The sequence below is a fragment of the Martelella sp. UBA3392 genome, assembly GCF_002358775.1.
Taxonomy (GTDB): Bacteria; Pseudomonadota; Alphaproteobacteria; order Rhizobiales; family Rhizobiaceae; genus Martelella; species Martelella mediterranea.
The window spans coordinates 1-11,759 of the sequence record NZ_DEPM01000285.1 but is presented as its reverse complement, the minus strand read 5'-3'; the positions used below and the strand labels follow the sequence as shown (position 1 = coordinate 11,759).

Genomic DNA, 11,759 nt, shown 5'->3' with positions numbered 1-11,759 from the left:
GAGCCGCTGTCGAACCTCGATGCCAAGCTCAGGGTCCAGATGCGCGCGGAGATCAAGACGCTGCATCAGCGCGTGGAGACCACATCGGTCTATGTCACCCATGACCAGATCGAGGCGATGACGCTGGCCGACCGGGTGGTGGTGCTCAACCAGGGCCGGATCGAGCAGCAGGGCACGCCGATCGAGCTCTACAGGAAACCGGCCAACCTGTTTGTTGCCGCCTTCATCGGCTCGCCGGCGATGAACCTTCTCCCCGGCACGATCGTCGCCGCGGACGGCGCGCCGGCGGTGCGCTTTGCCGATGGAACGGTGCTGGCGATCTCCGGCGACCATGCCGGCCTCACGCCCGGCCGCAAGGTCACGGTCGGCCTTCGTCCCGAGCACCTCAATCCCGATATCGGAACCGGTTCGGTGATCAACGGCACGGCGCTGCTGGTGGAGCCGACCGGCGCCCAGAGCCACGTCGTCTTCGAACTCGGCGGCCAGCATGTGACGGCGATCGTCGACGGCGAACGCGAGGTCCGCCACGGCCAACCCTTCGAGGCCAAGATCGACCCCGAACGCGTCCACATCTTCGACAGCGAGACCGGCGAGGCGCTGTAGCCGAACTGGAAACGGGCGCGCGAATGGAGAGGGCCGGCGAGCGGTCAGCCCCGACCCTGCGTTTGGCGGCGTTGCGGCGAGGGGTGGAACAATGCGCTGACAGCGGACGCGATCTCGGGCCCGCAGGCGCGCACCGGGCCGCCGCGGCTGAGAAGGTCGGCGAGCGCGGGGCGTTCGACAACGGCGCCTGCCTCTTCCGCGATCAGAATGCCGGCCAGGACGTCCCAGCAATTAAGGTGGGCCTCGTAATAGAGCTCGGCCTTTCCCTCAGCGACACGCAACAGTCCGAGGGCCGCCGCGCCGATGCGGCGGTGATCGAAGCCGTGCTCGTGCAGCCTCAGGAGCAGGTCGAGATAAGAGCCGATCGCGGTGCGGCGGGAATGGCCGGTGAGCGCCAGCGCCGATTTCGGATCATCGTTTTTTGAGACGGAAAGTCGGTTGTCGCCATTGAACGCGCCATGGCCACGGCGGGCGTGGAACACGGTCTGCGTGGTCGCGTCGAAGATCGCGCCGAGCATGATTTCCCCGTCGGCCACCAGCGCGATCGAAACGCCCCAGTCGGGCAGGCGGCGCATGTAATTGTTGGTGCCGTCGATCGGGTCGATCACCCAGACCGGGCCGTCACCGCCCGTCCGGCCGGTCTCCTCGCCCACGAAGCCGTCATCGGGAAAGTCGCGGGCGATCGCCGCGCGGATCAGCGCCTCGCATTCCCGGTCGGCATTGGTGACGAAATCCTGAAGCCCCTTGTTGGCGACCGAAATCGCCTCTTTGCGCCGCTGGATTTCAAGGGCCCGCGCGCCGGCGCGCGAGGCAAGCGCCCGCGCAAACGCATAACGCGCGTCAATGTCATGTTCGGACAGGCTGGTCATGCGGTCGACTTTCGTTCCACCAGCCGCACGGGCGTGGTTTCCAGCCGCGCCGGAAGGTCGGGATTGGCGATGCGGCTTTCGAGGAAATCGATCGCTGCCTCGGTCTGCAGGTCGCAGGCCTGGGCGAAGGTCGTCAGCCGATAGGCGTCCCATCCTGCCTGGGGAATATCATCATGGCCGATGACCCTGAGGCCGGGATGGTCGCGGTCGCGTCCAAGGCGCGCCAGCGCGTCGATGACGCCGCAGGCCATGTAGTCATTGACGCAGAACAGGGCTTCGGCGGCGCTGTCGGCGAGTGCTGCGCCCTGTTCGAAGCCCGATTTGTAGTCGTTGACCGGCACGTCGATCACCTCAAGCGCGGCGCCCAGTTCCTCAGCGCGCGTGACGAACGCCTGCCTGCGGCTGCGGCCGGTAAACGACAGGTGCGGCGAGGCCATGACGGCCAGCCGCCGACAGCCGGCATCGAAGAAATAGTCGGCCGCCGCCCGGGCAGCGACCTCGTCGTCGTTGACCACGCGATCCACCAGCGGAATGTTCTCGCCCTTGTTGATCAGGACGATCGGTATGCCATTGCCGGCGCATTCCTCGCACAGCTCCGTCGGCGGGGCATCCGACGTGACGATGACGCCGGAAACCGAATATTGCAGCAATTGCCGGATGAAGGTCGTCACATCCTCCGAACGCGAGGTCGGCAGCAGGATCGGCCGCAGGTCGCGCGCCAGCAGGCCGCGCGTCAGGTGGTCGATCTGCATCGTCCGGAACGGATTGTCGAGGCCGGCGGCGACCACGCCGACCAGATCGGAGCGCTTGTTGATCAGGCTGCGGGCCAGATAATTGACGCGGTAGCCGAGCTCGTTGGCGGCCTTGATGACCTTCTGCCGGGTTTCCTCGGAGACGGAGGCATTGGGCGTGAAGGTGCGCGACACGGCGGCGCGGGAAACGCCGGCGTGCCGGGCGACATCATGGGACGTCACGGCCCGTTTCGGAAATACTGGATCGCTCATGTAAAGTCGCTGGATGCCTCGCCGGTCTGCATCATCTCCGGCCGGTTGGTGCAGATGCCCAGAACCGGAAGGTCGATCATGTCTTTCAGGATATCCGCCCGCTCCTCATGCCAGAGAACAATCCGCCGTTGTGAGCGGAAGATACGGTCGCAGAGCTCCGCTGTCACCTTGTCCTGCGGGCGCGGCCCGTCTTTTTCCCAGCATAGATGAACGAGATCGGCCCCGGCCTCTTCGGCCAGCGCCATCGGGTCCCTGCCCATGCCGACCAGAACGGCAAGCGGGAGGTCGCAGCCAGCGTCGCGCAACTCGCGCACCTGCGCCGTGTCGAACGAGCCGAGGGCGGCATAGCGCTGGTCGTGGTCCTTGAGTTCCTGCCAGCATTTCAGCCCGGTGCCTGCTGCCTTGAGTTCGACATAGAGGCCGGTGCCAAGTTCGCGCCCGAGGGCTGCAACCTCGGCGAAGGTCGGAACGTCGACGCCCTCAAGGTCGGCCAACTCCGCCGCCGACATCGCGGAAATCCGGGCATCGACACCGAACACCCGTTCGAGGTGGTCGTCATGGGAGACGACCACGACGCCGTCGCGGGTCAACTGGGTATCGAGTTCCCACATGTCGGCCCCCAGTTCGGAGGCGAGGCGAAAGGCCGCGAGGGTGTTTTCGACGGCGTGATCGCTCGCCCCGCGATGGGCGATGCAGAGCGGGGCGGATACCGCCGGCCAGCCATAGCGCGCGATGAAATCTGCAAGTCCGGGCGCGCTGCTCATAGGCGCGTCCCGTCCTGCTGAAACACAAGAAGATCGTCCGGGCGAACGCCCCAGCGCACCTCGTCGCCAATCGCGATGTCATGGCGCACCGGCTGGATGGAGCGGAGAACCGCGCCGGAGGGCAGGGCAACGTCGTAGAGGTTCTCGCGCCCCTGGGTCTCCACGAAACTGACGCGGCCGCCAACCGGGCTGCCGTCATTACTGCCGAAGATTTCCGGGCGGATGCCGACGATGATCGGCGCGCCGTCCTCGGTCTTTTTCGCATTGGAAGGCATCGGCAGGATGACGTCGTCCTCGTCCAGCCGGATGACGCCTGCTTCCGCCCGGCCGTTGACGAAGGCGATCGGCGGATTGCCGAGGAAGCCCGCGACGAACTGGGTCTTCGGATTGCGGTACATGTCGGTCGGGGTGTCGATCTGGATGATCTGCCCCTCGTTCATGATCGCGATTCGGTCGCACATCGACATCGCTTCCACCTGGTCATGGGTGACGAGAATGGCGGTGATGCCGGTCTCCATCTGGATGCGGCGGATTTCCGAGCGCATTTCGAGACGGAGCTTGGCGTCGAGATTGGCGAGCGGCTCGTCAAACAACAGCACGGCGGGCTTGCGCACCAGCGCGCGGGCCAGCGCCACACGCTGCTGCTGGCCGCCGGAAAGCTGGCCGGGGCGGCGGTCGAGATAGCGGTCGATATGCACGAGTTCGGCGATCTGGCGGACCTCGCGGTCGATCTCGGCGCGGCTTGCGTGGCGCACTTCCAGCGGAAAGGCGATGTTCTCGAACGCCGTCATATGCGGATAGAGGGCATAGTTCTGGAACACCACCCCGACATTGCGCTTCTGGCTCGGCACGCCCGACACGTCCTTGTCGCCGAACAGGATCCGCCCGCCATTGATGCGGTGGATGCCGGAAATGGCAAGCAGCGTCGTCGACTTGCCGCAGCCGGAAGGGCCGAGCAGCGCCAGCATTTCGCCGTCGTTCACCTCAAGGTTCATCCTGTCGATGACCGTGGTGTGGTCGAAGGTCTTGGTGAAATTTTCGAGCTTGATACGCATCAGCCTTTGGTGCCTCCGCTGAAGATGTTCATCAGCCGGTTCTGGAAGATGATGAACAGGATGATGACGGGTAGGGTGTAATAGAGCCCCACCGCCTTGAAGAGGTTGAAGTCATAGGTGATCGAATCCTTCTGCGAGACCCGTTCGAGATAGACCGAGAGCACCCGGTAATCCGCCGTCGGCGCCAGGATGCGCGGCAGCACATATTCGCCCCAGGCATCGAGGAAGGAGAACACGACGAGGGCGATCAGGCCGGGCTTGACCTGCGGCAGGATCAACCGCCGCCAGACGGTGAAGCGTGATGCGCCGTCCTGAACGCCAGCCATCTCGATTTCCCAGGGCACGGTGTCGTAAAACCCCTTCATGATCCAGATGCCGAAGGGCAGCATCAGCGATGCCTTGACGAAGACCACGCCGATCAGCGTGTCGTAAAGGCCGATGAACTGCAGCACCAGAAACACCCCGATGATCAGCGTCACCGACGGGAAGGCGTGCATCACCATGATGCCGGCCAGGAAGAACTGCCGGAACGGCATGTTGAGGCGCGAAAGCGCATAACCGCCCATGGAGGACAGCGACACCACGATCGCCCCGATCGAGCAGGCGAAGATCAGCGTGTTGAGCGTCGCCGACCAGACATTGCCGGCAATCGACGGGTCGATCAGGAACTGCCAGTGTTCCAGCGTGAACTCGTTCGGGATCATCGAGCCCGGTGGCGAATTCGTGAAGCTGTCGATGAACACGAAGGCATACATGATCACCAGCGGCAGGCTGAGCAGCCCCAGCACCAGAATGAGCGGCCAGGCGGCGAAATTGCGTGACATTGTCCGACCTCCCTTAAAATTCGATCTTCGGCTTTTCCAGCATTTCCCCGAACTTGAAGAGCCGGAGGAAGATGATGGAAAGCGCGAGGCCGACGACGACCAGCACCAGTGCCATGGCAGCGCCGAGGCCATATTCGAGATTGCCGGTGAAGTTCGACAGCGCGATGCGGAAGGCTTCGAGCGCCCACACATTGGTGGTGTTGCCCGGCCCGCCATTGGTCGTAAGCCAGATTTCCTGATAGGACGACAGCAGCGACAGCGACTGATAGCAGGTTACGAACAGGATCGGCCATTTCAACTGCGGCAGGATGATCTTGCGGACCTGCTGAAAGCGGCTCGCGCCGTCGACCTCGCTCGCCCAGAGCTGCTGGACGGGGATTGCCCGGAGCGCGCCGCTGAACAGGATCATACCGAAGGATGCGCCGATGAAGCCGTTGAGGGTGATGATCGTCGCCCAGGCCGTCGGCACGGAGCCTTTCATGTAGTTGAACGAGGGAAGGCCGAGATGGGCGGCGATTGTCGCCAGAAACCCGTCATCCCACGTGAACCACCGCCACATGACCGCATAGAGCACGACCGGCGTGATGCGCGGCAGAAGCCAGAGCACGCTGAACACCGAACCACTGGCCTTGGGCATGTAGAAGATCGCGATCGCGAGAAACAGGCCGAGCCCGACATTGAAGATCGAAAGCGTCAGGCTGACATAAAGCGCGGTATTGGTCAGAAGTCGTCCGGTTGCCGGCGTGGTCGCCAGCCGTTTGAAATTGTCCGTGGTCCAGACCCAGCCGGTATAGGATTGGGTCAGAACCGCGTCGCGCTGGTCTTCGGTCAGGTCCGGCGCGACCGCATCGATCGCCGTCACCGCCTGGTCCCGCGTTGCAAAGCGGGTGTTGAGGATCGACTGGCCGAAGGGCTCGGCGGCCAGCTTGAGGTCGCGGATGCGGCGCGGCCGGTTCGGGAGCGTCTTCAACTCGCGTTCGAAGCTGCGGGCATCCTCGAAATGCGCGCCCATCAGGCGGCTTTCGATATCGTCCAGAAAATCCGGGTCGACGCCGGCCGCAGCGGCGCGGGAAAGCGCCGCCTCGTCGACGGTGATCGACGTGCCGCTCAGGCTCTCGGTCACGGCCTTGTCCATGCCTTGCCATTCGAGATTACGCAGCGCATTGGGGCTGATTACATAGGCGCCGCCGGTAATGCCGGTCGCGCTGGTCATGTTGGTGAAGGAAAAGACCGCCGTCAGCACCACGGGGGCGAAGAAGAAGGCGAGCAGAAACAGAAGCGCCGGCGACAGCATCAGGATGCCGAACGGACTGATGCGGGGGCCGCCTTTGCCTGCGGCTTTAACGGTTTCGGCATCGCCCGGGCGCGTGGCCACGCCCGGGTTGATACCTCTTTCGACGGAGGTGTTGTCGGTCATCTTCGCTCCGTTCAGCGAATGATGATCTGGTCGCCGAGGCCGTTCTCGACCGTCGCCTGAGCCTGATTGACGGCGTCCTCGACCGAGGTGGTGCCGGCCCAGGCCGATTCCAGACCCTTGAACATGGCTTCCCAGTAGATGCCGAAATCGGCATTGTTCGGGATCGAGTTCGCGTAAGGAAGCAGCTTTTCGGTGGCTTCGCTGGCCCAACGGTCATTGGCGTAGAACGGAATGGTCGTCTCCGCCTCGCCGATCGCCAGATGGCCGGACTGGACCGCATGCAGCGCGTTGATGCGCGGCTCGGACGCAACGGCGACAAGCTCGGCGGAGATCGCCGCGTCGTCGTCGGTGCCCTGGGTCGAGATCAGGTAGACCAGCGGATGGGTGATGGTGTTCGGCCTGCCGTTTTCATTGCCGGCCGGTATCAGCGAGAACGAGACGGTGTCGAAGAAATCCTCGAGGCCGTACTGGTTTTCCCACTGCAGCTTGTGCCAGGTGCCGCCGTGCCAGGCGCCGTATTTGCCGGTGGCGACATTGGTGTGGAACGTGTCCCACTCGCCGCCGAGATAGGTCTTCGGCGTCACGCCCATCTCCACGGCATCGACGAAGAACTGGTACATGTCGGTGAGCGCCTGCTTGTCGAACACCAGCTTGCCCGTCTCGGGATCGACCATCTCGCCGCCGAAGGACTGATAGAACTGCCAGTAATCGGTGCCGTTGTTGACGCGCGGACCGAAGCCGTAGCCGGGTTCGACCACGCCTTCATCCTGCATTTTCTTGACGTCATCGAGCATGTCGTAAAGCGTGTATTCGCCACTCTCGATCTTGCCGGGCAGCGCGTCGATATCGGCATCGCTGTAGCCGATCGCCTTCAGGTCCGGCTTGGACATGAAGAACGGACGGGCTTCGGCGTCCTGCGGGATGCCCCAGATCATGCCGTCATAGCTCGATACGTCGATGAGATTGTCGTAGAGCTGGTTGAGCGGCCAGGCGTCGAAATCGACATAGTCCTCGATCGGGCGCAGAATGCCGGCCTGCGACCACGGCCCGATGTCTTCATGGCCGGTGACGATGATGTTGGGGGCGGTGCCGGATTCGGCGGCCAGCGTCACGGCCTGCTTGAAATCGTCCCAGCTCGACCAGACCTGCTTTTCGACGGTGATGTTGAGATCGTCGCCGCGAATGGCCGCCTGACGCTCGAGATAGTCGGCCGCCATTTCGATGGCGTCGACGCGATAGAGCGAGTTGTCGTCGGTGCCGCCCGACCAGACGGTGATGGTGTAGTCCTCGGCATGCGCCGCACCTGACGTGGCGGCCGCGATCGCAATGGCCGCAGTGCCGATAAATGCCTTGATATTCATGCGGGTCTCTCCAGGTCCCTGAGCATGAGGCTCCCCCGAAATTGTCACGGAAGCCCCGCCCGTGTTGTCATATCGCATCGGCCGTTTCTTGTTTCCGGGCCTGCCGGAACAGCACGATGCCGGTGAAGCGAAACCACCCGCGCACGTCCTCCAAACCGCGGAAATTGGCCTTCGCCGATCGGACGCACGATATGACCTATGTCCTCCTCATGACGCCCACGTGACATTTTGTACACGTGTACATGACAAATGTACACGTGTACAAAAATATTACCGGTATGGACCTTTCTTGAACGGGAACTGGCTCAGTCGGGCGCGGAAACGGTGTGCCCTGCCGCGCGCCAGGCGGCTTCGAGCAGCGGCGCTTCATCGGTGGTGATCTGGTCGGCGCCGAGTTCGAGCAGGCGCCTTACGGTTTCAATCTCCGCCTCCGTCAGCCCCTCGTCGGGCCGGGCAGGATTGAAGGTCCAGGCGTCGACCAGAAGGCCGGCTTCGTGGCTGGCGGCGATCATGTCGAGACCATGGTTGGCCGCTTTCAGGACCAGCGGGTAGTGCAGGTAGATGGTGCCGGCCGCGGTCGGTCCCGCAAGCGCCGCATCGAGCGCGTCGGAGGCGGCCGAAAACCCGTCCTTCTCCCAGGCCTCCCAGATGTCCTCCGACGGGTCGATGCCGCGCGCGACTTCCGGCATGGTCTCGCGCATCGCGGCGATCAGCGCAAGATCGGTCGCCGAGACGATGATATTGCCGGCATTGGCGCCGATGATCTGGACCAGATGCGCAAGTCCGGCGCTCCCGATCACCCCGAGATCCGATTTCATGTCGAATTGCACCAGCGTATCGGGATGTGCGCCGGAGAGCAGCCGGGCGAGATCTTCGGAAAGGATAAGCGGCTCGCCGCCGACGGCATAGCGCAAGCCCTCAAGGTCCTCACGGCGCGATGCGGAGACGAGGCCCCGTCCATCCGTCTCGCTTTCCAGCGTGTCGTCGTGCACGACGGCAAAACCGCCATCGGCGCGCACCCTGAGATCAAGCTCCATCGAGGCCCCGACCGCGAAGCCTTCCGCCATCACGGCAAGCGAAAAGACGGGATCGGCGAGGCGCTTGCGCAGCTGGTGCCATTTCAGTCGCGTCTTGCGGCCGTTCAGTTCAAGATGGAGTCCGCTGTTATGCGACATGGTCTGGCTTCGCTTTCATCTGCTTCGTGGTTCTGCCGAAATGGCCCGCCGCCTCTATCCGGCGCTCATGAACAATGTATGAAGCCGCTTCTCCGACGTAAGCCTCGGGGCGCTTCCCGGTCAGGCGCGAGCAAACTCAAATGGGGCACATGTCCTGCAGCAGGGCTTGCGTCGCCTCGATATCCTTGACCATGAGTGCTGCGGCCGCCTCGGCATCGCCGCGCCGGAAGGCCTCGATCATCTCGTAGTGATAAGTCGAATAGGGGTGGATCGTGCCCTCGTTGATCTGATGGATCACGAGGTCGGAGAGCATGCGCATATAGGGGCCGAAGCGCAGCCACAGCGTCTCGATCATCTGCGGCAGGACCTCGGAACCCGAAAGCTCATAGATGGCGAAGTGGAATTCCTGGTTCTTGCGCAGCATCTCGTGGACTTGGCCATTGCGGCCAAGCGACTCATGCTCGCGCGCAAGCGCGAGGCAATGCTCGATTTCGGCCTTCTTCATGCGCGGCGTCGCAAGTTTGGTCGCAAGTCCCTCAAGCGCGGTGCGCGCGCGGCACAGATCGTCGAGACGCTGGCGCGAGACGGCGGGCACCCGGGCCGAGCCGTTGCGGCTGATCTCGAGACCTTTTTCGGCGGCAAGCCGGCGCAGGGCCTCGCGCACCGGCATATGGCTGGTGCCGAATTCGGCGGCCAGCGAGGAGATCGTGGTCACCTGCTCGGGTTCGAACTGGCCCCACATCAAGGCCTGGCGCAATTGCTCGTACACCCCGTCCTGAACGGTCATCCTCGACGAAATCCTGGAAAGTCCCGTATTGTTCATCGCGCCTCTCTCCCGGTGGTGGTGCGAGCCTTTCACCGTCTGTCGGGGCAAGAGGCATCAAAGTCAAGCGTGCGAGCGCCTCAGCGGGTTTTCGCCCGCCGGAACCGCTGTTCCAGAACGCCAACGAGGCGCACCAGCGGCAGCAGGAACACAAGATAGATGATCGCCGCGCCGATCAGCGGCGTCGGATTGGCGTAAAACGCCTGGGCGTCCTGCGCCTCCTTCAGGAGCTCGGGCATCGCCACGGTAGAGGCAAGTGCGGTGTCCTTGAACATCGATACGCAATTGCTGGTGGTCGGCGGGATCACGATCCGGATCGCCTGCGGCAGGATGACTTTCCACAGCGTGACGGGAAAGGAAAGGCCAAGCGCGGAGGCGGCCTCGAACTGGCCATCCGGCACGCTTTCGATGCCGGAACGAAACACCTCCGCCGAATAGGCCGCCATCACCATCGAAAACGACAGGATCGCGGACGTCCAGGCGGAAAAGCGGATGCCGACAAAGGGCAGGGCGTAATAGACCAGGATCAGCACCACCAGCACCGGCATGGCGCGGAACACGTCGATATAGGCGACGGTCAGAAACCGGATCGGCTTCGGCGCGTAAAGCCGGAACACGCAGATCAGCAGCCCGGCGCTGACGCCGATCACAATGGCGAGAATGCCGAGGATCAGCGTGTTCATCAGCCCGCGCAGCAGGAGCGGCATGCTCGCGACGAGCACTTCGGTGTTGAAGAAGGTTTCGACGAGGGTCATCGGCGGCAACTTTCGGTGAGCGTGACATGCGTCTTGCCGCGCCTGTTGGGCGCGACGTCTTCCGGCCATGCCTTGCGGCGGCAAAAAGAGAGGAGGGCGTTGCGACGCCCTCCGTCATGCGCGATCACGGGATGGCGAAGACCGTGACGGTGGAGGAATTGGCCGGCGCCGCCGAGCCGAACCACTTTTCGTGGATCTTGGCCATGGTGCCGTCTTCCTTCATCGTGGTGATCGCCTCGTTGATGGCATCGAGCTGCGGATGATCCTTGCCCATCATCATGCCGTACTGCTCGCCGGTCTTGATCCGGGCTGCGACCTCGAAGCCCTTCATCTTGGTGAACAGGTATTCCATGCCCGGAATGTCGGAGACCACGGCATCGACGCGGCCCGCGCCGAGATCGAGGAACATGTCCTGCTGGGCGTTGTAGCCCTTGACCGACTTGATACCGAGGCTCTCTTTGTTTTCATCGACCCATTTCGCGCCGGTGGAGCCGGAAAGCACGCCGACGGTCTTGTCCTTCAGCTCCTCGGTGCCGGAAAGCGCAACGCCTTCCTTGACGGCGATGCCCATGTCGGAATCGTAATAGGGCTGGGTGAAGGACTGCGATTCCAGGCGTTCCGGGGTGATCGTGATCGAGGAAATCGCGCCGTCGATACGGCCCGACGTGGTGGCGGCGAACAGCGCCTGGAAACCGTAATCGGCGATTTCCGGCTCAAGGCCGGCGCGCTTGGCGGCTTCGGTGGCGATATCAACCTCAAAGCCCTCGAAAGTGCCGCTGGCGTTCTTGTATTCGAATGGCGGATTGCTGGGATAGGCGCCGATGCGGAAAGGCTCGGCGGAGGCTGCCGACAGGCTTCCGGCGGCAAGTCCGAGTGCCGTTGCGAGCATGATGGCGTGGCGGCGGGTAAACATCATTTTTTCATTCTCCCTCTGGTGGTGACCGCAAGCGGTTTGTGGCGACGCGTTTTCGCGCCGCCAGCATCACGACGCTTCAGCCCTTGTGCGCGGCGATGATCTCGCCAAGCACGGTGTCGAAGCGTCCGATTTCTTCAAGCGTGTTGTAGTGCAGGAGCGATACGCGCACCGCGCCGCTGTCCATCGCAAGGCC

General features: G+C 63.4%; 12 protein-coding genes. 1 reads left to right on the top strand and 11 read right to left on the bottom strand.

Annotation, left to right across the window (positions count from 1 at the left end):
• Positions 1–603: ABC transporter ATP-binding protein (locus B4E36_RS22240; RefSeq protein WP_345900833.1), on the top strand; the 603-nt coding region annotated here is incomplete at its 5' end.
• 44 nt (positions 604–647) lie between these two features.
• Here B4E36_RS22240 and B4E36_RS22235 read toward each other — a convergent pair.
• The 11 genes from B4E36_RS22235 to B4E36_RS22185 all read right to left on the bottom strand — a co-directional run bounded on the left by B4E36_RS22235 (position 648) and on the right by B4E36_RS22185 (position 11,566).
• A complete protein-coding gene (locus tag B4E36_RS22235; RefSeq protein ID WP_292054148.1) occupies positions 648–1,472 on the bottom strand; it encodes an inositol monophosphatase family protein in 825 nt (274 codons plus the stop codon).
• Positions 1,469–2,476, bottom strand: coding sequence for a LacI family DNA-binding transcriptional regulator (locus B4E36_RS22230; RefSeq protein WP_292054149.1), 1,008 nt, complete (start codon positions 2,474–2,476; stop codon positions 1,469–1,471). The genes B4E36_RS22235 and B4E36_RS22230 overlap by 4 nt, the downstream gene beginning before the upstream one ends.
• Positions 2,473–3,240, bottom strand: a complete 768-nt coding sequence (locus B4E36_RS22225) for a glycerophosphodiester phosphodiesterase (RefSeq protein ID WP_292054151.1) — start codon at positions 3,238–3,240, stop codon at positions 2,473–2,475. The genes B4E36_RS22230 and B4E36_RS22225 overlap by 4 nt, the downstream gene beginning before the upstream one ends.
• Positions 3,237–4,295, bottom strand: a complete 1,059-nt coding sequence (locus tag B4E36_RS22220) for an ABC transporter ATP-binding protein (RefSeq protein ID WP_292054152.1) — start codon at positions 4,293–4,295, stop codon at positions 3,237–3,239. The genes B4E36_RS22225 and B4E36_RS22220 overlap by 4 nt, the downstream gene beginning before the upstream one ends.
• Positions 4,295–5,119, bottom strand: coding sequence for a carbohydrate ABC transporter permease (locus B4E36_RS22215; RefSeq protein ID WP_292054153.1), 825 nt, complete (start codon positions 5,117–5,119; stop codon positions 4,295–4,297). The genes B4E36_RS22220 and B4E36_RS22215 overlap by 1 nt, the downstream gene beginning before the upstream one ends.
• A gap of 13 nt (positions 5,120–5,132) precedes the next feature.
• Positions 5,133–6,536, bottom strand: a complete 1,404-nt coding sequence (locus B4E36_RS22210; protein ID WP_292054154.1) for a carbohydrate ABC transporter permease — start codon at positions 6,534–6,536, stop codon at positions 5,133–5,135.
• 11 nt (positions 6,537–6,547) lie between these two features.
• Positions 6,548–7,897, bottom strand: a complete 1,350-nt coding sequence (locus B4E36_RS22205) for an extracellular solute-binding protein (protein WP_345900832.1) — start codon at positions 7,895–7,897, stop codon at positions 6,548–6,550.
• A gap of 305 nt (positions 7,898–8,202) precedes the next feature.
• Entirely contained in the window at positions 8,203–9,072 is an 870-nt protein-coding gene (locus tag B4E36_RS22200; protein WP_345900831.1) for a glycerophosphodiester phosphodiesterase, read from the bottom strand.
• A 136-nt stretch (positions 9,073–9,208) separates the two neighbouring features.
• The gene (locus B4E36_RS22195; RefSeq protein WP_292054161.1) at positions 9,209–9,895 is read right to left on the bottom strand and encodes a GntR family transcriptional regulator; all 687 of its coding nucleotides are present in this window, start codon (positions 9,893–9,895) and stop codon (positions 9,209–9,211) included.
• 80 nt (positions 9,896–9,975) lie between these two features.
• Positions 9,976–10,650 carry an amino acid ABC transporter permease gene (locus B4E36_RS22190; RefSeq protein WP_292054163.1) on the bottom strand — a complete coding sequence of 225 codons (675 nt, stop codon included), beginning with the start codon at positions 10,648–10,650 and terminating at the stop codon, positions 9,976–9,978.
• A 124-nt stretch (positions 10,651–10,774) separates the two neighbouring features.
• Positions 10,775–11,566: an ABC transporter substrate-binding protein gene (locus B4E36_RS22185; protein ID WP_292054165.1), complete on the bottom strand. Its 792-nt coding sequence runs from the start codon at positions 11,564–11,566 to the stop codon at positions 10,775–10,777.
• Positions 11,567–11,759 lie beyond the last annotated feature (193 nt).

Excerpts from the sequence above, each read along its gene's own strand:
- B4E36_RS22235 (WP_292054148.1), bottom strand. The coding sequence starts at position 1,472 with ATGACCAGCCTGTCCGAACATGACATTGACGCGCGTTATGCGTTTGCG.
- B4E36_RS22230 (WP_292054149.1), bottom strand. The coding sequence starts at position 2,476 with ATGAGCGATCCAGTATTTCCGAAACGGGCCGTGACGTCCCATGATGTC.
- B4E36_RS22225 (WP_292054151.1), bottom strand. The coding sequence starts at position 3,240 with ATGAGCAGCGCGCCCGGACTTGCAGATTTCATCGCGCGCTATGGCTGG.
- B4E36_RS22220 (WP_292054152.1), bottom strand. The coding sequence starts at position 4,295 with ATGCGTATCAAGCTCGAAAATTTCACCAAGACCTTCGACCACACCACG.
- B4E36_RS22215 (WP_292054153.1), bottom strand. The coding sequence starts at position 5,119 with ATGTCACGCAATTTCGCCGCCTGGCCGCTCATTCTGGTGCTGGGGCTG.
- B4E36_RS22210 (WP_292054154.1), bottom strand. The coding sequence starts at position 6,536 with ATGACCGACAACACCTCCGTCGAAAGAGGTATCAACCCGGGCGTGGCC.
- B4E36_RS22205 (WP_345900832.1), bottom strand. The coding sequence starts at position 7,897 with ATGAATATCAAGGCATTTATCGGCACTGCGGCCATTGCGATCGCGGCC.
- B4E36_RS22200 (WP_345900831.1), bottom strand. The coding sequence starts at position 9,072 with ATGTCGCATAACAGCGGACTCCATCTTGAACTGAACGGCCGCAAGACG.
- B4E36_RS22195 (WP_292054161.1), bottom strand. The coding sequence starts at position 9,895 with ATGAACAATACGGGACTTTCCAGGATTTCGTCGAGGATGACCGTTCAG.
- B4E36_RS22190 (WP_292054163.1), bottom strand. The coding sequence starts at position 10,650 with ATGACCCTCGTCGAAACCTTCTTCAACACCGAAGTGCTCGTCGCGAGC.
- B4E36_RS22185 (WP_292054165.1), bottom strand. The coding sequence starts at position 11,566 with ATGATGTTTACCCGCCGCCACGCCATCATGCTCGCAACGGCACTCGGA.